General features: G+C 67.5%; 25 protein-coding genes. 13 read left to right on the top strand and 12 right to left on the bottom strand.

Annotated features, from left to right (window positions below; all coding sequences use genetic code 11):
• The first annotated feature begins 74 nt into the window (after window positions 1-74).
• Entirely contained in the window at window positions 75-1,400 is a 1,326-nt protein-coding gene (aceA, locus tag A7W11_RS24940; RefSeq protein WP_066420497.1) for an isocitrate lyase, read from the top strand.
• A gap of 74 nt (window positions 1,401-1,474) precedes the next feature.
• Here the strand turns inward: aceA and A7W11_RS24935 are convergent, their stop codons facing one another.
• Complete coding sequence (locus A7W11_RS24935; RefSeq protein WP_066420495.1) at window positions 1,475-1,816, bottom strand: HigA family addiction module antitoxin; 342 nt, start codon at window positions 1,814-1,816, stop codon at window positions 1,475-1,477.
• A 10-nt stretch (window positions 1,817-1,826) separates the two neighbouring features.
• Window positions 1,827-2,105: a type II toxin-antitoxin system RelE/ParE family toxin gene (locus A7W11_RS24930; RefSeq protein WP_066420494.1), complete on the bottom strand. Its 279-nt coding sequence runs from the start codon at window positions 2,103-2,105 to the stop codon at window positions 1,827-1,829.
• Between the two features lie 165 nt (window positions 2,106-2,270).
• Between A7W11_RS24930 and A7W11_RS24925 the strand changes: the two genes are divergently transcribed.
• The 4 genes from A7W11_RS24925 to A7W11_RS24910 all read left to right on the top strand — a co-directional run bounded on the left by A7W11_RS24925 (window position 2,271) and on the right by A7W11_RS24910 (window position 5,337).
• Window positions 2,271-2,723 (top strand): MarR family winged helix-turn-helix transcriptional regulator, encoded by a 453-nt coding sequence (locus A7W11_RS24925; protein WP_156523225.1) that lies wholly within the window; start codon window positions 2,271-2,273, stop codon window positions 2,721-2,723.
• Window positions 2,724-2,884: 161 nt separating this feature from the next.
• Complete coding sequence (locus tag A7W11_RS24920) at window positions 2,885-3,310, top strand: organic hydroperoxide resistance protein (RefSeq protein ID WP_066420491.1); 426 nt, start codon at window positions 2,885-2,887, stop codon at window positions 3,308-3,310.
• A 339-nt stretch (window positions 3,311-3,649) separates the two neighbouring features.
• Window positions 3,650-4,579 carry an ABC transporter ATP-binding protein gene (locus A7W11_RS24915; RefSeq protein WP_066420489.1) on the top strand — a complete coding sequence of 310 codons (930 nt, stop codon included), beginning with the start codon at window positions 3,650-3,652 and terminating at the stop codon, window positions 4,577-4,579.
• On the top strand, window positions 4,576-5,337 hold the full coding sequence (locus tag A7W11_RS24910; protein WP_066420487.1) for an ABC transporter permease: 762 nt from the start codon (window positions 4,576-4,578) through the stop codon (window positions 5,335-5,337). Before A7W11_RS24915 ends, A7W11_RS24910 begins: the two co-directional genes overlap by 4 nt.
• Window positions 5,338-5,373: 36 nt before the next feature.
• Here the strand turns inward: A7W11_RS24910 and A7W11_RS24905 are convergent, their stop codons facing one another.
• On the bottom strand, window positions 5,374-6,075 hold the full coding sequence (locus tag A7W11_RS24905) for a glutathione S-transferase family protein (RefSeq protein ID WP_218188628.1): 702 nt from the start codon (window positions 6,073-6,075) through the stop codon (window positions 5,374-5,376).
• A gap of 201 nt (window positions 6,076-6,276) precedes the next feature.
• Here A7W11_RS24905 and A7W11_RS24900 point away from each other — a divergent pair, with 201 nt between their 5' ends.
• Together A7W11_RS24900 and A7W11_RS24895 are read left to right on the top strand one after the other, a co-directional pair.
• Entirely contained in the window at window positions 6,277-6,750 is a 474-nt protein-coding gene (locus tag A7W11_RS24900) for a GFA family protein (protein ID WP_066420483.1), read from the top strand.
• Between the two features lie 32 nt (window positions 6,751-6,782).
• Entirely contained in the window at window positions 6,783-7,001 is a 219-nt protein-coding gene (locus A7W11_RS24895; RefSeq protein WP_066421795.1) for a SlyX family protein, read from the top strand.
• 220 nt (window positions 7,002-7,221) lie between these two features.
• On the opposite strand, the gene A7W11_RS24890 is transcribed toward A7W11_RS24895, so the two are convergent.
• Together A7W11_RS24890 and A7W11_RS24885 are read right to left on the bottom strand one after the other, a co-directional pair.
• Window positions 7,222-7,701, bottom strand: a complete 480-nt coding sequence (locus A7W11_RS24890) for a VOC family protein (protein WP_066420481.1) — start codon at window positions 7,699-7,701, stop codon at window positions 7,222-7,224.
• Between the two features lie 133 nt (window positions 7,702-7,834).
• The gene (locus A7W11_RS24885; protein WP_066420478.1) at window positions 7,835-8,194 is read right to left on the bottom strand and encodes a DUF1428 domain-containing protein; all 360 of its coding nucleotides are present in this window, start codon (window positions 8,192-8,194) and stop codon (window positions 7,835-7,837) included.
• A gap of 148 nt (window positions 8,195-8,342) precedes the next feature.
• Between A7W11_RS24885 and A7W11_RS24880 the strand changes: the two genes are divergently transcribed.
• The 4 genes from A7W11_RS24880 (at window position 8,343) to A7W11_RS24865 (ending at window position 12,467) form a co-directional block, all read left to right on the top strand.
• On the top strand, window positions 8,343-9,305 hold the full coding sequence (locus A7W11_RS24880) for a GlxA family transcriptional regulator (RefSeq protein ID WP_066420476.1): 963 nt from the start codon (window positions 8,343-8,345) through the stop codon (window positions 9,303-9,305).
• A gap of 111 nt (window positions 9,306-9,416) precedes the next feature.
• On the top strand, window positions 9,417-9,995 hold the full coding sequence (locus tag A7W11_RS24875; protein ID WP_066420475.1) for a chromate transporter: 579 nt from the start codon (window positions 9,417-9,419) through the stop codon (window positions 9,993-9,995).
• Window positions 9,996-9,998: 3 nt separating this feature from the next.
• On the top strand, window positions 9,999-10,550 hold the full coding sequence (locus tag A7W11_RS24870; RefSeq protein WP_066420473.1) for a chromate transporter: 552 nt from the start codon (window positions 9,999-10,001) through the stop codon (window positions 10,548-10,550).
• Window positions 10,551-10,634: 84 nt separating this feature from the next.
• Window positions 10,635-12,467, top strand: a complete 1,833-nt coding sequence (locus A7W11_RS24865) for an ABC transporter ATP-binding protein/permease (RefSeq protein WP_066420470.1) — start codon at window positions 10,635-10,637, stop codon at window positions 12,465-12,467.
• Between the two features lie 65 nt (window positions 12,468-12,532).
• Here the strand turns inward: A7W11_RS24865 and A7W11_RS24860 are convergent, their stop codons facing one another.
• Window positions 12,533-13,336, bottom strand: coding sequence for an aspartate dehydrogenase (locus tag A7W11_RS24860; protein WP_066420467.1), 804 nt, complete (start codon window positions 13,334-13,336; stop codon window positions 12,533-12,535).
• Between the two features lie 154 nt (window positions 13,337-13,490).
• On the bottom strand, window positions 13,491-14,399 hold the full coding sequence (locus A7W11_RS24855; protein WP_066420465.1) for a LysR family transcriptional regulator: 909 nt from the start codon (window positions 14,397-14,399) through the stop codon (window positions 13,491-13,493).
• Between the two features lie 101 nt (window positions 14,400-14,500).
• Between A7W11_RS24855 and A7W11_RS24850 the strand changes: the two genes are divergently transcribed.
• Window positions 14,501-15,784 (top strand): MFS transporter, encoded by a 1,284-nt coding sequence (locus tag A7W11_RS24850; RefSeq protein ID WP_066420464.1) that lies wholly within the window; start codon window positions 14,501-14,503, stop codon window positions 15,782-15,784.
• Window positions 15,785-15,868: 84 nt separating this feature from the next.
• On the opposite strand, the gene A7W11_RS24845 is transcribed toward A7W11_RS24850, so the two are convergent.
• The 5 genes from A7W11_RS24845 to A7W11_RS24825 all read right to left on the bottom strand — a co-directional run bounded on the left by A7W11_RS24845 (window position 15,869) and on the right by A7W11_RS24825 (window position 19,851).
• Window positions 15,869-16,081: a YdcH family protein gene (locus tag A7W11_RS24845; RefSeq protein ID WP_066420463.1), complete on the bottom strand. Its 213-nt coding sequence runs from the start codon at window positions 16,079-16,081 to the stop codon at window positions 15,869-15,871.
• 310 nt (window positions 16,082-16,391) lie between these two features.
• Window positions 16,392-17,054: a hypothetical protein gene (locus A7W11_RS24840; protein WP_082887472.1), complete on the bottom strand. Its 663-nt coding sequence runs from the start codon at window positions 17,052-17,054 to the stop codon at window positions 16,392-16,394.
• Between the two features lie 24 nt (window positions 17,055-17,078).
• Window positions 17,079-17,444 (bottom strand): response regulator, encoded by a 366-nt coding sequence (locus tag A7W11_RS24835; RefSeq protein ID WP_066420461.1) that lies wholly within the window; start codon window positions 17,442-17,444, stop codon window positions 17,079-17,081.
• 177 nt (window positions 17,445-17,621) lie between these two features.
• The gene (locus A7W11_RS24830) at window positions 17,622-18,092 is read right to left on the bottom strand and encodes a copper resistance protein NlpE (protein WP_162270309.1); all 471 of its coding nucleotides are present in this window, start codon (window positions 18,090-18,092) and stop codon (window positions 17,622-17,624) included.
• A gap of 13 nt (window positions 18,093-18,105) precedes the next feature.
• Entirely contained in the window at window positions 18,106-19,851 is a 1,746-nt protein-coding gene (locus A7W11_RS24825; RefSeq protein ID WP_066420459.1) for a M14 family zinc carboxypeptidase, read from the bottom strand.
• A 156-nt stretch (window positions 19,852-20,007) separates the two neighbouring features.
• On the opposite strand from A7W11_RS24825, the gene A7W11_RS24820 reads away from it, so the two are divergent.
• A complete protein-coding gene (locus A7W11_RS24820; RefSeq protein ID WP_235816966.1) occupies window positions 20,008-20,322 on the top strand; it encodes a hypothetical protein in 315 nt (104 codons plus the stop codon).
• Window positions 20,323-20,433: the final 111 nt, after the last annotated feature.

The raw sequence follows: 20,433 nt of genomic DNA, 5'->3' as shown, positions 1-20,433 counted from the left end.
TTTTTCCCAACGGCGCGCGTTTTGCGCTGCTGTATCTCCCGCAGTTCCCTACCTGTCCAAATCGAGGAGTCATCATGAACCAACGCGATACCGAGATCCGCAAGCTGGAACAAGACTGGGCGCAGAATCCGCGCTGGGAAGGCATCAAGCGCGGCTACGACGCCGCCGAAGTGGTGCGGCTGCGCGGCTCGCTGGCCGTCGAGCACACGCTGGCCCGCCGCGGCGCCTGCCGCCTGTGGGAACTGCTGCATGCAGAGCCCTTCGTCAATTCGCTGGGCGCGCTCACGGGCAACCAGGCCATGCAGCAGGTCAAGGCTGGCCTGAAGGCCATCTACCTGTCCGGCTGGCAGGTCGCTGGAGACGCCAACCTGGCCGGCGAGATGTACCCCGACCAGTCGCTGTATCCCGCCAACTCGGTGCCGCAGGTCGTGCGCCGCATCAACGCCTCGCTGACCCGCTGCGACCAGATCCAGTGGATGGAAGGCGTCAATCCGGGCGACGAGGGCTACATCGATTTCTTCGCGCCCATCGTGGCCGACGCGGAAGCCGGTTTCGGCGGCGTGTTGAACGCCTACGAGTTGATGAAGGGCATGATCGAGGCCGGCGCGGCCGGCGTGCACTTCGAGGACCAGTTGGCTTCGGTGAAGAAGTGCGGCCACATGGGCGGCAAGGTGCTGGTTCCCACCCGCGAAGCCGTTGCCAAGCTGATCGCCGCGCGCCTGGCCTCCGACGTCATGGGCGCCCCGACACTGCTGCTGGCGCGCACGGACGCCGACGCCGCCGACCTGGTCACCAGCGACGTGGACGAGAACGACCGCCAGTTCATCACGGGTGAGCGCACGGTGGAAGGCTTCTTCCGCACGCGCGCCGGCATCGACCAGGCCATCTCGCGTGGCCTGGCCTACGCCGAGTACGCCGACCTGGTGTGGTGCGAGACCTCGACGCCCAACCTGGAATACGCGCGCAAGTTCGCGGAAGCCCTGCACAAGCGCTTCCCGGGCAAGCTGCTGGCCTACAACTGCTCGCCGTCGTTCAACTGGAAGAAGAACCTGGACGACGCCACCATTGCCAAGTTCCAGCGCGAGCTGGGCGCCATGGGCTACAAGTTCCAGTTCATCACGCTGGCCGGCTTTCACTCGCTGAACTACGGCATGTTCGACCTGGCCCACGGCTATGCCCGCCGCCAGATGAGCGCCTTCGTCGAGCTGCAGCAGAAGGAGTTCGCGGCGGCCGAGCGCGGCTTCACCGCGGTCAAGCACCAGCGCGAGGTCGGCACGGGCTATTTCGATGCGGTGACGCAGACCATCGAGGGCGGCCGCTCGTCGACCACCGCGCTGACCGGCTCGACCGAAGAGGCCCAGTTCCATCACGACGACGCGCCGGCGATGCGCGTGGCCTGATGATCTGACAGAGCAGTGGAGGGCGGCGAGCCCGTTTGCCGTCTTTCTTTCGGCGCCCGATGGGGCGCCGTTTTTTATTGGGGGGTCGGGGGCGTGCCGGTGGGCGTGTCGAGCTTGCGGATGCGGGTGAGCAGCACGTCTTTCAAGGCCAGGTTGGCCTGGCGCAGGTCGAAGTCGATCTGCAGGTGCAGCCAGAAACGGGCCTCCATGCCGAAGAACGCGCCCAGGCGCACGGCGGTGTCGGCGGTGACGGGCCGTTTGCCGTTGACCAGTTCGCTGATGCGGCTGGGCGGCACGTCGATGTCCGCCGCCAGGCGGCGCGCGGTGATGCCCAGCGGTTTCATGAATTCTTCCAGCAGGACTTCGCCGGGGTGGATGTCGGGCAGAAGGGCCGGGGTGGGGAGGGGGCCGGTCATGAGGGGGATCCTAGTGATAGTCCACAATTTCGACATCGTGCGCGCCGTCCATGCGCCAGATGAAGCACACACGCCATTGCGCGTTGATGCGAATGCTGTGCTGGCCCGCGCGATTGCCTTTCAGGGCTTCGAGGCGGTTGCCTGGCGGAACGAGCAAAGTAGCGAGCCAGTTCGCGGCGTGCAACATCAACAGCTTTCGGCGGGCGACCCGTTCGATGTTGGCGAAGCGGGGCACGGCAAAACCAAGGAAGAGCGTTTCGGTGTCGAGACAATTGAACGAGACAATCACAGAATATTCCGTAAAACAGAATCTGTAAAGGAGAATTTATGATCGGAAAGATAGCGGTATGTTGGGGCAAAAGGGGTGTCGCGTCTGGAGGACAGTGCTGTTTTCAGCATCGGCAATAAAAATATCTTGCGATTTAATCGCACACGATCTAATATGGATCCCATCATGAACACGCAAGCCACGCTCTCCCCCTCGCTGCTGCTGGACAACCAGTTGTGCTTCGCGCTGCATTCCACCACGCTGGCGCTGCACAAGGTCTACCGCAAGCTGCTGGCCGGGTTGGGGCTGACGTACCCGCAGTACCTGGTGATGATGGTGTTGTGGGAACAAGACCAACTGACGCTGTCCGATATCGGCAAGCGGTTGTACCTGGATTCCGCCACGCTCACGCCGCTGCTGAAGCGGCTGGAATCGGCGGGCCTGGTCACCCGGATGCGGGCCGAGCACGACGAGCGCCAGGTCATCATCAGCCTGACGGAGCAGGGCCGCGAACTGCAGCGGCAGGCGCTGGCGGTGCCGCAGGAATTGGTCTGCGCCATGGCCTGCACGCCGGACGACCTGCAACGGCTGAAGCAAGAGCTGGAAACCTTGCGCGGCCACCTGGCGGCGCACGAGTAAGACGCAGGACAGATTCAGCATCAATGGCTTGACTAACTAAATAGCGCACGATTTAATAGCTAACGATTTTTAACCGAAACCCGTCCCAGTACGGCACATCCGCCTCGGGACTTCACCGCAAGACCCTCTACGCCAGTCCCTCTACTTTCAGGAGTCTCACCATGTCCGTCGAAAAAGTTCTGTACCGTGCCCAAGCCCAAGCCACCGGTGGCCGTGATGGCCGCGCCACCTCGTCCGATAACGTGCTGGACGTCAAGCTGACCACCCCGCGCGAGCTGGGCGGCGCTGGCGGTGACGGCACGAACCCCGAGCAACTGTTCGCCGCCGGCTACTCGGCCTGCTTCCTGGGCGCCATGAAGTTCGTGGCCGCCCGCGACAAGATCGCCATCCCGTCCGACGTGTCGGTGCAGGGCTCCGTCGGCATCGGTCCCATCCCCACCGGCTTCGGCATCGAAGTCGAGCTGAAGATCTCGCTGCCGGGCATGGACCGCGAAGCGGCCCAGACGCTGGTCGACCGTGCCCACATCGTGTGCCCGTACTCGAACGCCACGCGCGGCAACATCGACGTCACGCTGACCCTGGCCTGATGTCTGCCGTCCACGCGAGCCCGGCGAATGGGCTCGCGGGACGACGCCCCTGGGGCGCGCCCCGGCTTTGGCCGTGGCGCGCCTTTCTCATTGGATGCCGGGCCATGCGCGCCGGACGGGCCCGCCGGCCATCTGGCCATCGACGGCGCGGTGTCTCGTGCAGGATGGCCGCATTTTCGCGCTGATGCCTGGCTGAGCGCTCTTGACCTGCGTGAAACAGACTTGTTCGCCACGGGAACCAATCCTGCCACGCATGCAAAGTAGAATCCCGCAAGAAAGTCCACCCGCGGGCTGTGGGCGCCCCACGCGTGCCCGGTCCGCCGCTATCCCGAGGTGTGCGTGCAGCCAGTCATATCCGTGCAGGGCCTGTCCAAGCAATACAAGTCAGGACACCAGGCCCTCAAGAACATCAATCTAGACATCCGGCGCGGCGAGATCTTCGCCCTGCTGGGCCCCAACGGGGCGGGCAAGACCACGCTGATCAGCATCATCTGCGGCATCGTCAACGCCAGCCAGGGCACCGTGCTGGCCGACGGCCACGACATCGGCGCCAATTACCGCGAGGCGCGCAAGGCCATCGGCCTGGTGCCGCAGGAGCTGACCACCGACGCGTTCGAAACCGTGTGGAACACGGTGACGTTCAGCCGCGGCCTGTTCGGCATGCCGCCCAATCCCGCGCACATCGAGAAGGTGCTGCGCGACCTGTCGCTGTGGGAGAAGAAGGACACGCGCATCATGGCGCTGTCGGGCGGCATGAAGCGGCGCGTGCTGATCGCCAAGGCGCTGTCGCACGAGCCGCGCATCCTGTTCCTGGACGAACCCACCGCGGGCGTGGACGTCGAACTGCGGCGCGGCATGTGGGAAATGGTGCGGCGCCTGCGCGAGAACGGCGTCACCATCATCCTGACCACGCACTACATCGAAGAGGCGCAGGAGATGGCCGACCGCGTGGGCGTGATCCGTCGCGGCGAGATCATCCTGGTCGAGGAAACGCGCACGCTCATGCACAAGCTGGGCCGCAAGCAGTTGGCGCTGTCGCTGGCCGAGCCGCTGGCGGCGCTGCCCGACTCGCTGCAGGGCGAACCGCTGGAGCTCTCTGCCGACGGCCGGCAACTGGTCTACACCTATAACGACCAGCAGGAAGGCGGGGGCGGCATCGCGGCCCTGCTGCGGCGCGTGGACGACGCCGGCATCGTCTTCAACGACCTCAAATCCTCGGAAAGCTCGCTGGAAGAGATTTTCGTCAGCCTGGTGAGCAAGGAATCATGAACTGGTACGGCATACGCGCAATCTATCTGTTCGAGATGGCCCGCGCCTGGCGCACGCTGGCGCAGAGCGTGGCGTCGCCTGTCATCTCGACGGCGCTCTATTTCGTGGTGTTCGGCTCGGCCATCGGCTCGCACATGGTAGAAATCGGCGGCGTCAGCTACGGCGCCTTCATCGTGCCCGGCATGATCATGCTGGCGCTGCTGACGCAAAGCACGGCCAACGCCTCGTTCGGCATCTACATGCCGCGCTTCTCGGGCACCATCTACGAGATCCATTCGGCGCCGGTGTCGTACATCGAGATCGTGATGGGCTATGTCGGCGCGGCCGCCAGCAAGTCCATCATCCTGGGCCTCATCATGCTGGCGACCGCGCGGCTGTTCGTCAGCTTCGGCATCGCGCATCCGTTCGTGATGATCCTGTTCCTGGTGTTGACCTCGGTTACCTTCAGCCTGTTCGGCTTCATCATCGGCATCTGGGCCGACGGCTTCGAGAAGCTGCAGATCATTCCGCTGATGGTCATCACGCCGCTGACCTTCCTGGGCGGCACGTTCTATTCCATCGACATGCTGCCGCCGTTCTGGCGCACGGTCACGCTGTTCAACCCGGTGGTCTACCTGGTCAGCGGGTTCCGCTGGAGCTTCTACGGCATCTCGGACGTCAGCGTATCCGTCAGCCTGGGCATGACCGTGGTGTTCCTGGTGGTGTGCATGCTGATCGTGCGCTGGATGTTCCGCACCGGCTACCGGATGAAGCAGTAAGCGTGGCGGGGCGCGCGGCCGTCCGCCGCTGCGCCCTCAGCCATCGGCGCGCGGGGCCCGCCGCCCCATGCCGCCATGCGCGTCCAGCAGGCGCTCGCGCCAGGCGCGCACCGCCTCGTCGTCTTCGCGCAGCAGTTCCACCGGGCTCACGCACCGCGCCCACATGAACATGCCGAACACCGCGTAGTCCGCGTAGGCCGGCGCGTCGCCCGCCAGATACGGCTGTTCGCGCAGCGTATGGCGCAGCGGCAGCAGCACGCGGTGCAGCGTTTCCAGATGCGCGGGTTGCTCGGCGCGCAGCGCCTGCAGGCTGCCCATGCGCTTCTCGCGCGATTCCACGAAATACGGCCGGTCCGCGGCGTCCAGGCGCGCCGGAATGTCGGCCACGATGATCTTGGCCACGGCGGGCAGCAGCGCGGTGTCGGCCCAACTGTTGGCAAAGCGCGCCAGGGCCCGGGCCTGCGGACCGCCGAACAGGGCGGGACGGTCGGGGTAGTGTTCTTCCAGATGGCAGGCGATCCGCCAGGAGTCGTTGACCCACGCCTCGCCATGCACCAGCACCGGCACCAGTCCCTGGCCCGTGAAGGCGATGCGCGCTTTGTCGCTGAAGCGCCACGGCAGGCGTTCCGCCTGCAAGCCCTTGTGCGCCAGCGCCATGCGGGTCTTCCAGCAATGCGGGCTGAAGCGGACCTCCGGATCCGCGCCCGCCAGTTCGTAGAGGGCCAGTTGTTCGGTCACCGTTGTCTCCTGGTTCATGCCGCTTTTGAAAGGGATATCGGGCAAGGATAGCAGGGGGTGAGGACGCTTGAATAAACCGCCTGGCACGCTCGTTGTGTCCCGTGTTTCCATTGCTGCACCGCCGCATCGGAATTTCGGATCGGGCGGTCAAAAACGGCCACAATGCGCAAGCGTGCCGAAAAATAACGGAGGGAGAGGAGAATGGCTACCACCTACGAGGGCGGGTGCGCCTGTAGCGCCGTGCGCTTTCGTCTTACCAGTGAACCCATGTTCGTGCACTGTTGCCACTGCACCGAGTGCCAGCGGCTGACGGGCAGCGCCTTCGCGATCAGCGCACTGATCGAGGCGGATCGCGTACACATCCTGCGCGGCACGCCGCGCGCCCGTGTCCTGCCTGCCGATACGGGCCGCACGCGCACGATCTTCCGTTGTCCCGACTGCGGGGTGGCATTGTGGAGCCACCATCCCGACCTGGGCGAACGCGTGGCGCTGGTGCACACGGGCACGCTGGATCACGGCGACGAGCTGCCGCCGCAGGCGCATTGCCATACGCAGTCGAAGTTGCCCTGGGTGATGCTGCCGCCCGACATCCATGCCGCCGATGCGCACTATGAACTGGATGCCTGTTGGCCGGCGTCCAGCCTGGCCAGGCTGGACGCCGCCCTGGAGACCTGACGATGCGGCGCGACTTGGGGTCTAATTGCGCCATGGATATTCAAGACGACACCGAGCGGCGCCTGACGCAGCTGGAAATCAAGGCTGGTTTTGCCGACGACCTGCTGGATCAGTTGAACCAGACCGTGTACCGGCAGCAGCAGCAGATCGAACTGCTGATGCGGGAAGTGCTCGAATTGCGGAACCAGGCCGCGCCGTCAGGGGCGGGGCAGTTCCGCAGCCTGCGGGATGAGTTGCCGCCGCATTATTGAAGGGGTGGCGCTGTAGGGCGGTGTATGAGTTCTTGCGGCCGCCGAGGGGTGTCCGAGGGGACCGGGCCGGCCAAGTCGTCGGGCTCTGGCGCGCCAGGAGGCGCCCTCGGTCCCGCTGCGCGGGACTTCCCCGACTCCAATTGGCCGGCGCGCCCCACCCGGAACCGGCGCAGGACGCCTTCAAGCCAAACCCGCCACGATCAAAGATCGACGACCCCGATCACCCCTGCTCCCCACATGGCGGGGCGCTTTCCATGGCTTTGCGGATCTCTTCCGGCGACAAGTCCTGCTTGTGCGTCGCCAGCGACCACTTGTGCCCGAACGGATCGGTCAGTTGGCCGTAGCGGTCGCCCCAGAACATGTCGGCGGGCGGCATGGTGACGGTGGCGCCGGCGGCGGCGGCCTGGGCGATGGCGGCGTCCACGTCTTCGACGTAGAGATGGATGATGACGGGCGAACCGTTCAGGCCCTTGGGGTCGAGCACGCCCCATCCGGGCATCGCATCGACCAGCATCAGCGGGGAGTCGCCGATGCGCACCATGCCGTGCATCAGCTTGCCATCGGGGCCGGCCAGGCGGGCCAGTTCGACGGCGTTGAAGGCCTTGACGTAGAAATCGATGGCGGCGGCGGCGCCGTCGCAGACCAGATGCGGGGTCAGCGCATGCATGCCATCGGGGATGGGTTTCACGGGGGCGGACATGGTCGTGCTCCTGTTACGGGAACGGCGCCGGGCCGGGATGGCCGGCGCTTCATGGATACGACGGACGGGATGAGCGGGATTCGACAGGCGGCCGGATTTATTTTTCTCACCGCCTGACCGGAACCGGCGGGGCCTAGCCCGAGACCAGCACCCCGAAGCCACCCCAAGCCATGCGCTTGAAGTCGAAGACGCCTTCGCAATCCGTCTCTTTCAGGCGTGGGTCGTTCATGACCTGCGCATTGATGCGGTCACGCTCGGCCTTGTTGGCGAAACGAATCCACGAGAACACCACGGCTTCGCCTTCTTGGGCGCCCGCGGCGGTGCGGAATGACGCAAACCCCTCGTTGACGATGTCGTCTTCTACACACTCGCGGAAGTCCAGCGCCCCGTGCTCTTTCCAGATGGCGCCGGCATGTTGCGCCATTTTTTTGTAACGATCCAGGTTCTCCCGGGGGACGGCCAGCAGAAAGCCGTCTACGTACTCTTGTTCCATGGTGAGTCTCCTCGGTTAAGATGCTGACTGTTCGCTGAACGTTTTTGCGATCTCTGACTCTAACCGGGAAACCACTCCGCCGAAGATAGAGGATTGCGACATTCCTGCGGGTGGAATGCGACCTTAACCCAGCCGCGAAGCTGCTTTCATGAAAAATATTGCCTTTCTGCTGCCTGTCGGCGCAAACATCGCTTCTCTCGAAAACGCCCGCCAGGGTTTCCTGGCGGCCAATCAGTTTCTGCAGGATCGCGGCGAGGCGCCGCGGTTCTCGGTGCAAATGCTGGCGGCCACGCCGCAAGTCCACCTGGACGGCGGCCGTTTTACCGTTCACGCCGATGCCGTGCTGGACGAGGCGCGCGGCGTCGACATCTGCATCGTGCCGCCTCTGACGAACACGCTGCCTGAAGCCATGCAGGCCAACCGGCCGATGATCGACTGGTTGGTGCGCCACTACAAAGGCGGCGGCGAAGTCGCCAGCCTGTGCCTGGGCGCGGCCCTGCCGGCGGCCGGCGGCCTGCTCGACGGCCAGCGTGCCGTGGTGCACTGGGCCGCGCAGAACCAATACGCCGGCCTGTTCCCGTCGGTGCAGTGGGTCAGCGACCGCGTGGTGGTGGCCGGCAATGGTATTTATACCAGCGGCGGGGCGTTTTCCGCCGCCCATCTGGTGCTGCATTTGATCGAGAAATATACCGATCGCGACACCGCCATCTGGTGCGCCAAGCTGTTCCAGCTCGACTGGAGCCGCCAGAGCCAACTGCCGTTCGCCATCTTCTCGGGCCGCCGCACGCATGGCGACGACGTGGTGCGCCAGGTGCAGGATCACATCGAGGCCCGCTACGCCGACCGCGTCACGGTCGAACAACTGGCCAGCCGCTACGCCCTGGGCCGCCGCACGCTCGAGCGACGGTTCCGCCAGGCCACCGGCAACAGCGTGGTCGAATACCTGCAGCGCATCCGCGTCGAGGCCGCCAAGTCGCAGCTGGAAGGCTCGCGCAAGACGGTGGCCGAGGTCATGTACGAGGTCGGCTACAACGATGCCAAGGCCTTTCGCGAGATCTTCGGCAAGCACTGCGGCATGTCGCCCGCGGCCTACCGCGAGCGCTACGCCTAAGGCAACGGGCAGGGCGGCGGCGTTCAGAGGTTTGTACGCTGCCGCGTGCTACACCGACGGCGTCGCCCGTCGCGTGTCCCGCGCATGGCGGGCTCGTCACGCACGCCTGCCATGTCCGCCTCCGATCTCCCGGCTTCGGCCAACCGCCCCACTGCGCTGGGGCTGTTTTTCATCTTCGCCCGTATCGGACTGACCAGCTTCGGCGGCGGCCTGAGCGGCTGGTTCCTGCGCGAGTTCGTGCAGCGGCGCCGCTGGATGACGGAAGACGAGTTCCTGAACGGGCTGTCGATCTCGCAGGCGCTGCCCGGCGTCAACGTCAAGAACATGGCCATCTGGATCGGCTACCGGCTGGCCGGTCCGGCAGGGGCGTTCGCGGGCTTCTGCGGCATCATCGTGCCGCCCGCGCTCTTCATCGTGCTGTTGGGCACGCTGTTCGCCTATCTGTCCGGCAGTCCGTTGACGCACGTGGGCCTGGCCGGCGCGGCAGCGGCGGCCATCGGGCTGTCGCTGTCGATGGCCATCACCTCGGTGCGGCGGGTGCGGCGACGCGCATTGCCGCTTGCCGTGATGGCCTTCGTCTTCGTGGCCGTGGCCTTCCTGCACTGGCCCTTGCTGTGGGTGGTGCTGGGCATGGGCGGCCTGAGCGTCGCGGCCGAATATCTGCGCCTGCGCGGCGCAAGCCGGCAGTAGGCCATGGAGAACCCGACCCCACGCCTGCTGCTGGGCCTGCTGACGGTCTTCGCCCCGCTGTCCCTGGCCACCATCGGCGGCGGGCAGGCCACCATCGCCGAGATCCAGCGTCAGGTGGTGGACGTGCATCACTGGCTGACGCAGGCGCAGTTCCTCAGCGACTTCGCCATCGCGCGGCTGGCGCCCGGTCCGGGGTCGCTGCTGGTCACGCTGATCGGCTGGCAGGTGGCGGGCTGGTCGGGCGCGCTCGTGGCCACGCTGGCGCTGTTCGCGCCCACCGCCTTCCTGCTGTATGGCGTGGCCTATCTGTGGCGGCGGCATCACGGCGCGCGCTGGCAACAGGCGCTGGAAAACGGCCTGCGGCCCGTGGCGGCCGGCATGATCGCGGCGGCCGTCTACGTGCTGTTCAGCGCCCTGGACGGCGGGTGGGCGGCCCGGGGCATCGCGGTGGTGTCGACCGTGCTGGTGATGACCACGCGCGTCAACGCGCTGCTGCTGGTGCTGGGCGGCGGCGGGGCGCTGCTGCTGCTGCACGCGGCGGGCTGGACCTTCTGACATGCCTGCCGCGACCGCCCCGTCACGGAACTATTGCGTCCCGCGCCATCTAATCCAGCAATAACAACTCACTCCCCCCGCACCGTGAATCTGGATTGGCATGCGCAACTGAGCGACAGCCTGTGGTGGCTGTTGCGGGCATTCTTCATCACGGCCATTGCCTCGGCGGCTGTCGCCACGCTGCTGGTGCGAACCACGCGCTGGGGGCGGCAGTTCTGGCGCCTGGCCTGGCCTTATCTGACGCCACGGCGCAGTTGGCGGCCCTTGCTGACGCTGGCCCTGCTGCTGCTGCTGGCCTTGTCCGGCGTGCGCCTGACGGTGCTGTTCTCCTTCTGGTACAACGGCTTCTACAGCGCGTTGCAGGCGCTGGATCGCGGCGGATTCTGGACTTATCTGGGCATCTTCTCGGTGCTGGCCGCGATACATGTGGGCCGCAGCCTGGCCGACAGCTACGTCGGCCAGATGTTCGACATCCACTGGCGCACCTGGCTCAACCAGCGGCTGACGCGCGACTGGCTCGAGGGCCGCGCCTATTACCGCAACCAGTTCGCGCAGCCGCCCGCCGACAATCCCGACCAGCGTATCCAGCAGGACATCGGCGATTTCGTGATGAATTCCCGATCGCTGGCCATCGGGGCCTTGAGCGCCATGGTGTCGCTGGTCGAATTCACCCTGATCCTGTGGAATCTGTCCGGTCCGCTGGACATCGCCAGCGTCGAGATCCCGCGCGCGATGGTGTTCATGGTGTACCTGTATGTCATCGTCGCCACGCTGGTGGCTTTTCGCATCGGGAGGCCACTGATCGAACTGAGCTTTCTCGGCGAACGCCTGTCCGCCAATTTCCGTTATGCCTTGATGCGCCTGCGCGAGAACGCCGAGAACGTGGCGTTCTACCAGGGCGAGCGCGCCGAGGGCGGCACGCTGTGGACGCGCTTTTCCGCCTACATCGCCAACCTGTGGGCCATCGTGTACCGGGGCTTGAAATTCGACGGGTTCAACCTGACGATCAGCCAGATCGCGGTGGTGTTTCCCTTCCTGCTGCAGGCGCCGCGCTTTTTCTCGGGCGCGATCAAGCTGGGCGACGTGATGCAGACCGCGCAGGCCTTCGGGCAGGTGCAGGATTCGCTGTCGTTCTTCCGTTCCTCTTATGACACCTTCGCCATGTACCGCGCCACGCTGGATCGCCTGGACGGATTCCTGGATGCCAATGCGCAGGCGCGCGCGCTGCCGGCCGTGCAAACCGTGGCGGCCGAATCGGGCCTGCGTGTCGAGGGCCTGGCCGTGCGGCGGCCGGACGGCGGCGTCCTGCTGCAAGACCTGCGCCTGCACGTGCCGCAAGGGCAGGCCCTGCTCGTCAAGGGACCGTCGGGCAGCGGCAAGACCACGCTGCTGCGCGCGATCGCGGGACTGTGGCCCTATGCGCAGGGTCGCGTGATGCGGCCCGAGGGGCAAGAGGCGCTGTTCCTGTCGCAGCGGCCCTATCTGCCCTTGGGCGCCTTGCGGGTGGCCGTGGCCTATCCGTGCGTGTGCACGCCCGCCGACGATGCGCGCCTGCAGGATGCCTTGCGGCGAGCCAGCCTGGGCCATCTGGCATCACGGCTCGATTGCGTGGACGATTGGTCGCGCATCCTGTCCCTGGGCGAGCAGCAGCGCCTGGCGTTCGCGCGCGTGCTGTTCAACCAGCCGCGCATCGTGTTTCTGGATGAAGCCACTTCCGCGCTGGACGAGGGCCTGGAACACGCCATGTACCAGGCGCTGCGCGGCCTGCTGGCGGGCTGCGCCATCGTCAGCATCGGGCATCGCGGCACGCTGGATGCGTTCCACGACGTGTGCCTGAGGCTGGACGGAAACGGCGGCTGGCGTACCGAGGCGCTGCCGCCCGGGCACGCATTCAATCGCGCGGCGCCGGCCTTCTGATCCTGCCGCACGCATCGGATGGGCGGGGCGGCGCGGCCCCGCCCGTCGGCCTCGGCGGGAGCCGTTTACGTGCCCACGCGCAGCGCGCCGGTCAGCTTGCGCAGCGCGGCCACCACGCTTTGCGCGGTGATGCGGCCGGTCTTGGGGTTCTCGGACGGGATGTTCTGGATTTCCATCGAGAACGCGGCCGAATCCGAATCGACCTCCACGCGGTGGATGTTGCGCGTGACGCCGGGGTCGGCCCAGATTTCCAGCGTGGTGCGGTCCGGTCCGATGCCGGCCAGCGACACGCTGACCGCCACGTTCAGGTTGGCCGGGAAGCCGATGGCCGCGTCGCGCGGCGTGCCGCGGAAGATCAGCGTGGGTTCGGTGATCTTGGTGACGTCGATGCCGTGCGTGTCCAGGTACGGCGCGCCCAGCAGGCCGCGCGGCGGCTTGCGCGTAATCATGGTGACCGAGTGGATGGTGCCTTCGGCCGCGGCCGTGATGGCGTCCAGGCCCAGGATGGCGCCCGAGGGCACGATGATCTGGCCGCCATGCTCGGCCGCCAGCGCGATCAGATCGTCGTTGCGCAGCAGGGCGCCCGAGCTCAGCACCACCAGCTTCTTGCCGGCGCGCAACACGGGTTCGGAGAGCTCGCGGATGACGGCGGCGGGCGCGCATTCGACCACGACGTCGCAACGCTCGGCCAGGCCGGACAGCGTGGTCCATTCGGGGGCGGCGCCTTGCCAGGCGGTGGCGGGGGGATGTTGCGGATCGCGCACGGCGATGGCGGCCAGCGTCAGGCCGGGCACACCGGCATCCAGCACGCGCGCCACGGCCTGGCCGATGGCCCCGAAACCCGCGATGCCGACTCGATAGTGATTCATGCTGCCGTATGTCCTGTTCAATGAGTGAAAGCGAGTGCCCGTGATGTCAGCGGGCGGCTACGTTGGCCATGCCGGCGCGCCACGCGCGGCCAGCATGGCCCGAGACAGCACACTACGGCAGCCGCGCCGCCCCGGCAAACGATTATTCATTCCCCTACGGATGGGCGTGCTCGTCCTGATGCGCCAGTTCGCGCATCAATGCCACGGCATTGCCGACCGACTGCGAGCCGCCGGCGTGCCGGTAGACCATGTCCAGTTGCGCGTGCGGCGCATCGCCGCGGATGGGGCGGTAGGCGATGCCTTCCGCGCCCATGTGCCGCATGGCGGCGGGCACCAGCGCCACGCCGATGCCGGCGGCGACCAGGCTGACGATGGAGGCGATCTGCGGCCCCTCCTGCGCCACGCGCGGCGTGAAGCCGGCGCGCTGGCAGGCATCCATGATGGCGTCGTACAGGCCGGCCCCGATGGCGCGGGGATACAGTACGAAGTCTTCGTGGGCCAGCGCCTGCATCGGCACCGCGCGGCGCCGGCACAGGGGATGATCGGGCGGCAGCGCCAGCAGCATGGGCTCGTCCAGCACGCGCTCGGCGGTGAACTCGGCATCGAGCAGATAGGGCGGCCGCACGAAGGCCACGTCCAGGCCGCCATCGCGCAGGTCGCGCAGCAGGGACACGGTATTGCTTTCGCGCAACTGGATGCGCACGCCCGGATAGCGGTCGCGGTAGGCGCGGATGGCGCGAGGCAGATAGGGATGGAACACCGCCGAGGCCGTGAAGCCCACGGTGATGGCGCCGCTTTCGCCGCGTCCCAGCCGGCGCGCCGTATCGACGGCGCGTTCGGCGCTGGCCAGGATGGCGCGCGCGTCGACCAGGAACTGTACGCCCGCCTCGGTCAGCGCGATGCCGCGCGGCAGGCGCAGGAACAGCGGGGTGCCCAGCTCGCGTTCCAACTGCTGGATCTGCAGGCTGAGCGGCGGCTGGCCGATGCCCAGCCGGGCGGCGGCGCGAGTGAAGTGCAGTTCCTCGGCCACGGCCGTGAAATAGCGCAGGTGACGCAGTTCCATTTTTTATAGGTATGACGATCGCCAGTTCTATATATTGGACAAATGCACGGGCGAGGTCTATCTTTTTTCCCATCTTTTCCCGTGTTATCGAGAGTTTCATCATGTCCGCCCCATCCGCCGCTTCCGTCCCATCCACCGCCGCGCAGGCCGGACCGGGCACGGTGCCCCAGGGTTACGCCCTGGTGCGCGGCAGCGATGCCTTGCGGCGCGCCCAATGGGCGCTGTTCGCCGCCGGCTTCGCCACCTTTTCCATGCTGTATTGCGTGCAGCCGCTGCTGCCGCTGTTCACCCACTCCTTCGGCGTGTCGCCCGCGCAGAGCAGTCTGGTGCTGTCGTTCAGCACCGGCATGCTGGCGCTGTCGATCTTCCTGGTCGGCCTGTGGTCGCAGGCCTTGCCGCGCAAGCGCGTGATGGCCGCCTCGATGTTCGCCTCGGCCGTGCTGGCCACGGTGGCCGCGGCGGCGCCCGACTGGCACTCGCTGCTGTTGCTGCGCGCCGTGCAGGGGCTGGCCATGGGCGGCGTGCCCGCCGTGGCGATGGCTTATCTGGCCGAAGAGGTCGAGCCTGGGACACTGGGCTTCGCCATGGGCCTGTACATCAGCGGCAGCGCGTTCGGCGGGCTGTCGGGCCGCGTGGTCACGGGTACGGTCTCGGACCTGCTGGGATGGCGCTACGCGCTGGGAGCGATGGGCCTGATCGGCCTGGTCGCCGCGGTGTTGTTCATCTGGCTGCTGCCGCCGTCGCGCCGCTTCGCCCCCCGTCGCGGCAATGCGCTGGCCGCCATGCGAGAGGGCCTGTCGATGCATCTGCGCAACGGGCCGCTGGTAGGGCTGTTCGCCATGGGCGGACTGCTGATGGGCGCCTTCGTCACGGTCTACAACTACATCGGTTTCCGGCTGATGCTGCCGCCGTTCTCGCTCAGCCAGACGCTGATCGGCGCGATCTTCGTGGTGTACCTGGTGGGGATCTTCTCGTCCACGTTGTTCGGCCGCCTGGCCGACCGCCACGGACGCGGCACGATGCTGTCGACCGCCACGCTGCTGGCCCTGGCGGGCCTCTTGCTGACGCTGTCGGACAGCCTGCCGGCGGTGGTGGCGGGCATCGTGGTCTTCACGTTCGGATTCTTCGCCGCGCACGCAGTGGCCAGCGGCTGGGTGGGCCAGATGGCGCAGGGCTACAAGGCCCAGGCCGCTTCGCTGTACCTGCTGGTGTACTACGTCGGCTCCAGCGTGCTGGGCGCGCTGGGCGGCAGCAGTTGGTCCGCGGCCGCGTGGATCGGCGTGACGGAACTGGCGGGCGGCTTGCTGGGGGTGGCGCTGGGGATCAGCGTCTGGCTGAATCGCGGCGCGTTGGCGCGCGGGCAAGCCGCCACGGACCCGCGCTAGGGCCTGTTCGCATGCGAGGCTCCTGGCGTCGACAGGCCCGGGGGCGAACCGGCCGCCAAGGCGGCGGGTCCGTTGCACGAACGGCTAGTTGCCGTCCTTCAGTTTCGCGTAGATGCGATCCTTCAGGTGCAGTTTCTCTTTCTTGAGTTTCTCGATCTCGAGGGATGACCCCGTGGCCCGGCCCGTTTCGATGTTCTGGATCTGCTGGTCCAGCGCAGTGTGCTTGCGGCACATGCTGTCGAAATGCCGATCATTGTTCTGAAGCGAGGACAGCCGCTGCTGAAACTCAGGGAACATAAGTGCACCTCCTTGACGAAAACTGCCGTCATGCCGCGCTCGTGGGTGAACTGCTTCAGTCAGGGCGTATCGCCCGGCCTGGCGCGGCCGGCGGCAAAGGCTGCCCCTGCGACGGGCGCGTGACCGTGCGGTCAGGGCCCTACCCAGAGGCGTGAAGGCCTGTCGCCAGGATGGCGGACAGGCCGGTGGGGTTGCCGTTGCCTGGATGTCGTGACCAGTATATCGCCATAAAACGGAAGGGCCGCAGTCCGGTTTTGCACCGGACTGCGGCCCTTTTTTCGGGAATGGCGCGGGAAGCGGGAGGCCGCCGTCAGGAGAGATCCTGCGGCAGGCGCAGGGTCCAGGCGTCGTCGTCGCGCCGCGCCTGCCAGCCATGCACGCCGGCCAGGGCGATGCATTCGTCGGCGGTGATGCCGGAGCGGGCCGTGGTGGCGGTGCCGGGGTTGCCGCCGTGGGCATGGGCGCGCAGCAAGTCGGCGCCGACCGACTCGATGCGCAGCTCGCCGCCGTCGGGAACGTTGTCCAGCATGTTCAGCAGCCAGGCCAGCAGCACGTAGCGCGCGGCGAATTCCGGCAGCACCGCGGTGGGGCATTGCTCGGGCAGGTGGATCTGCTTGCCCGAGCGCAGCAACTGCGTGAACACCAGTTTCTTGCTCAGGGCCAGCAGGTCGGACAGCAGCATGGTGCCGCCGGCATCTTCCAGCCAGTCGCTCAGGCGGCGCACGTCGGCGGTGCTTTCGGACAGCATGCCTTCCAGGTCGCCGATGAGATCGTCCTGGCGGTGCTGGGCGTCGGCGCTGCTGGCGGGATGCTCGGGCACGTGGCGCAGCATGGCCGCCGCCAGCGAGGCGTTGGAGATCGGCCGCATGACCTCGTGGCGCAATACCGGGAAAATCAGCGCCAGTACTCGAAACTGCACGCCAGCCGCGTAGCGGGGATCGGACATGCCTTGCGTCAGGGGAAACGATGACATCCTGCAGGCCTCGTGAAGCGGGAATCAGGCGGGGGTAACCAGCTCGACCAGCCGCGTGGGGTCGGCGGGTTTCTCGACCCAGGAGTCGAAGACGTCCGCATCGCCGCGTTGCGGATCGCGCGGCAGGCCGCTCAGGGCGATCAGGCGCAGGGGCTGGTCGGCGTGCTGCGCGCGCAGCCGGCCGGCCAGCACGTAGCCGTCGGTGTCGGGCAGCACGATGTCGACGATGACCGCGTGCGGCTGGAATGCCGCGCTTTGCTCCAGCGCGTCGGCGCCGTTGCCGGCCCTGCGGACGTCGATGCCGGACAGCGACAGGAAATCGGCCAGCAGTTCTGACGCCATGGCGTTGTCGTCCACCAGCAGTACGCGCGGCGCGTGCGGATTGGTCAAGCGAGGTTCTCCTTTGGAGAGGCTGTGCGAGGCGGCGGCCCGCTGGCCGTGCCGCGTTCGGAGAATTCTGGTTTTTGGTACGGGAAGCGGCCACGCTGGAACGGCGTGGCCTTGCGGGTCCCGGTGCCCCATTATGCCAACTTCCTGGACCGGCAGGGAGCGGCCCGGCGGGCGGGCTCAGGGCACCCGGGCCAAGGTGCCGGCCGCCGCTTGGCTTACGCCAGGGGCGGGCCCCTCGTTCGGAAGCGCTAGCACGTGGCCGTGGACGACCTGGAAACGCCGCCTTCGGCCCGCATCGTCCAGCTCGATCGTGGCGCCATCGGGCAGCCAGGTGAAGGCGCCGCGCGTCACGTCGGGCTGTCCTGCCCGGTCCTGCGGCTGCATGCGCAGTTCATAGCCGCCCGTGGCTTCCAGCGTGAGGCGCGTGCGCACCGCGGGGCACCCGGCGCAGGGCAAGAGGCCCTCGTAGCTGCCGACCCAGTTCAGGGCGTTGCGGGCATTGTTCGATCCGGCGGCGGGAATGGGCCGGGAGTCGGGGCGGCGCAAGCCGGCGACCGGCGCCGTGCAGGCCGCCAGGGTGGCGAGCAGGCCGAGCAGGCCGAGCAGCGCCAGCGCCCGGCAGGTATGGGTGGTTGCAATTGGTAGCAAAATATCCTCGTGCCTAGCCGTCCCGATAGACCTGCACGGCCGCCAGCACGGCGGCCTGCTGCACGGTGTGTGCGAAGCGGAAGCGTTCGCCGTAGACGGTTTCGTCCGGAAATTCGGTCAACAGGGCCAACGGCGCCAATTCCCGGTTACTTTCGGCAAGGGTCACGGCGATGCCATTGACCGTTTCGAAACCACGTTGGCCGGCATGGGCCTCGAACAGGGCGGTTTGCCGCGCATTGAATGCCAGCAGGCCGGGCAATTTCGCCAGGCGGGCGGTCACGCCTTCGATCAGGCGTTCGGCCTGCTGGCGGCGGCCGGCATGGTGGCGCATGACCAGGAAAAAGCCCTTGGGCAGCGTCCACAGTTCGAAGTGGCGAGGCAGATAGCCGGACAGGGGCCGGGTCCATTCGTGGGCGGGGTAGCCGTGCAGGTTGATGTGCAGTTGCGCGCCGCTGATGGCCAGGGCGTCCATGCGGGCCTGCTGTTCGTAGCGGGGCGCGCCCTCGCGATAGGCGACGTCGTCGCCCAGTGCGCTGTAGCGCGCGGCATGATGCATGTGGCGGGGGTGGATGGCGCAGAGCTCCTGGTGCAGCGCATAGCCGTCGGGATTCTCCGACGGGATCAGCGCGAAATGCGCATCGCCCGCCTCCCGAAGCGCCTGGGCCGCACGCAGGGCGCCCACCACGCCGGAGGTTTCATTGGCATGTTGGCCGGCCGAGATCAGCACGGCGGGGCCGGCGCCGCTGAAGTACGCGCCCTGCACGGGGCGGCCCTGCCGGGAGGTGGCGCGGAACGGCTCGCCGCCCAGGGCGGCCAGGTGGCCGGCGATCAGCGCGGGCGCAAGTGGCGCGTCCGCCTGGGCCAGCGGGCTGTCCGGCGGCTGCGGTGCGGCGGTCGCCGCAGTCGGGAAGGGTTCGGCGGCGATGCGCAGCCGCGCCGGCCCGTCGTGCGGCCGCACGTCGGGCACGATCTGGCCGGGCTGCAGGCCGCGGTCGCCGGGCGGACGGCCCGACAGGCGCTGGAAGTGTTCCAGCAGCGAGAAATACAGGTCTTCGTGCAGCGCTTCGCAGGTGCTCAGCAGGTCTTCGTCGCGGTCCAGGGCGAATTCGATGGCGGGGATGTCGATGCGCAGCGACAGCCGCTCGAAAAAGGGTTCGCCGCGATGCCATGCCTGACCCTGCACGCAGGCCAGCGCGGCGTCGTATACGGCCTGGTACTCGGTTCGCCAGGCGGCGTCGCGTACCCGTTCGCCATCGGTATCGCGCACCCGCAGCCAGCCGGTGGGCGACAGGGTGGGGCCGTCGGGGGTGTCTTGCAGCAGGTTCGGCGCCGGCACGTCGTGCGACAGCGTCCGGCCATCGGCATAGTGCAGGGCCAGGGCGTAGCGCGGCATGGGATCCAGCATATCGGCCTGGCCCGCCGTGAAGGATACGGCCACGCCAGGCAGCAGATCCGCCAACGGATACGCTTCCAGGGTGTAGCGATTGGGCGCGGCTTGGGGATGGACCGGATAGCGCACCTCGATCCGCCGCAGGCCGGCGGGATCGACTTCCTCCAGCACGTGGTGCAACAGCGGCTTGTAGGCGCTGCGCAGGTGCGCGGTGACCCCGGCCCGGGCCAGCGTGGCCTGCGCCGAGCGGCGCGCCTCGGGGCCTTCGAACAGCCAGCCTTCCACGCGGGCGCCGCGCCAGGCAGGGGCGGAGAATTCGCGTACCCAGGCGTCGAGGGTGCGGTCGAAGACGGTGTCCAGCAGGATCACGGGCAGCTCCAGGCGATGGGGTGCTCCTGCTTGTACCACGGACGCTCTGTTGCGGTTGGACACGCCCAGGGCCGTCGCGGGCGGCTACCATAGCCGCGGCGGCTCGCCCTGTCGCGGCGGCCGCGCCGTTTCCGAGGTGGTTCCATGAACGTACGCATGCAAGCGCTCGCCGCGCTGGGTTTCTCCGTCCTGTCCTGCGCCGCGCTGGCGCAACCGGTCCAGCAATACGACTTTCCCTCGACGCCGGGCAGCGCCTCGCCGCCGTCGACGTTGCGCATTACCGAGACGCCCGGCGCCATGGCCGTGCCGCCGGCCAACCCGCCCGTGGTCGTGCGCGACACGCCCGAGAGCCTGGACGAATACCAGCGTTGCCGCACGGTGTCGGACCGCGCCGCGGTGGACAGCCAACAGATGCGCATCGGCGTGGCGACCTGCCTGAAGGAACTCGAGGCGCGCCGCCAGCCGCGCTGACGGCGGACAGGCCCGGCGGCGCCGGGCCGGTGGATAGGGGCCAGGCCTTGCAGGGCTGGGGGGCGTCACGAAGCCGCCGCCCGGGCGGTGGTAAGCTGGCTCGCTTCCGAA

The organism is Bordetella ansorpii (assembly GCF_900078315.1).
Taxonomy (GTDB): Bacteria; Pseudomonadota; Gammaproteobacteria; order Burkholderiales; family Burkholderiaceae_B; genus Bordetella; species Bordetella ansorpii.
The sequence above is the reverse complement of the archived record's forward strand: the minus strand, read 5'-3'. Positions and strand labels throughout refer to the sequence as shown.

What these genes read in the sequence shown, in the direction of transcription:
- A7W11_RS24885 (WP_066420478.1), bottom strand. Translation starts at nt 8,194, where the DNA reads ATGGAACAAGAGTACGTAGACGGCTTTCTGCTGGCCGTCCCCCGGGAG.
- A7W11_RS24925 (WP_156523225.1), top strand. Translation starts at nt 2,271, where the DNA reads ATGAACACGCAAGCCACGCTCTCCCCCTCGCTGCTGCTGGACAACCAG.
- A7W11_RS24845 (WP_066420463.1), bottom strand. Translation starts at nt 16,081, where the DNA reads ATGTTCCCTGAGTTTCAGCAGCGGCTGTCCTCGCTTCAGAACAATGAT.
- A7W11_RS24850 (WP_066420464.1), top strand. Translation starts at nt 14,501, where the DNA reads ATGTCCGCCCCATCCGCCGCTTCCGTCCCATCCACCGCCGCGCAGGCC.
- A7W11_RS24890 (WP_066420481.1), bottom strand. Translation starts at nt 7,701, where the DNA reads ATGTCCGCCCCCGTGAAACCCATCCCCGATGGCATGCATGCGCTGACC.
- A7W11_RS24870 (WP_066420473.1), top strand. Translation starts at nt 9,999, where the DNA reads ATGGAGAACCCGACCCCACGCCTGCTGCTGGGCCTGCTGACGGTCTTC.
- A7W11_RS24840 (WP_082887472.1), bottom strand. Translation starts at nt 17,054, where the DNA reads ATGTCATCGTTTCCCCTGACGCAAGGCATGTCCGATCCCCGCTACGCG.
- A7W11_RS24875 (WP_066420475.1), top strand. Translation starts at nt 9,417, where the DNA reads ATGTCCGCCTCCGATCTCCCGGCTTCGGCCAACCGCCCCACTGCGCTG.
- A7W11_RS24860 (WP_066420467.1), bottom strand. Translation starts at nt 13,336, where the DNA reads ATGAATCACTATCGAGTCGGCATCGCGGGTTTCGGGGCCATCGGCCAG.
- A7W11_RS24855 (WP_066420465.1), bottom strand. Translation starts at nt 14,399, where the DNA reads ATGGAACTGCGTCACCTGCGCTATTTCACGGCCGTGGCCGAGGAACTG.
- A7W11_RS24820 (WP_235816966.1), top strand. Translation starts at nt 20,008, where the DNA reads ATGCAAGCGCTCGCCGCGCTGGGTTTCTCCGTCCTGTCCTGCGCCGCG.
- A7W11_RS24935 (WP_066420495.1), bottom strand. Translation starts at nt 1,816, where the DNA reads ATGACCGGCCCCCTCCCCACCCCGGCCCTTCTGCCCGACATCCACCCC.
- A7W11_RS24880 (WP_066420476.1), top strand. Translation starts at nt 8,343, where the DNA reads ATGAAAAATATTGCCTTTCTGCTGCCTGTCGGCGCAAACATCGCTTCT.
- A7W11_RS24895 (WP_066421795.1), top strand. Translation starts at nt 6,783, where the DNA reads ATGGATATTCAAGACGACACCGAGCGGCGCCTGACGCAGCTGGAAATC.
- aceA (WP_066420497.1), top strand. Translation starts at nt 75, where the DNA reads ATGAACCAACGCGATACCGAGATCCGCAAGCTGGAACAAGACTGGGCG.
- A7W11_RS24910 (WP_066420487.1), top strand. Translation starts at nt 4,576, where the DNA reads ATGAACTGGTACGGCATACGCGCAATCTATCTGTTCGAGATGGCCCGC.
- A7W11_RS24920 (WP_066420491.1), top strand. Translation starts at nt 2,885, where the DNA reads ATGTCCGTCGAAAAAGTTCTGTACCGTGCCCAAGCCCAAGCCACCGGT.
- A7W11_RS24900 (WP_066420483.1), top strand. Translation starts at nt 6,277, where the DNA reads ATGGCTACCACCTACGAGGGCGGGTGCGCCTGTAGCGCCGTGCGCTTT.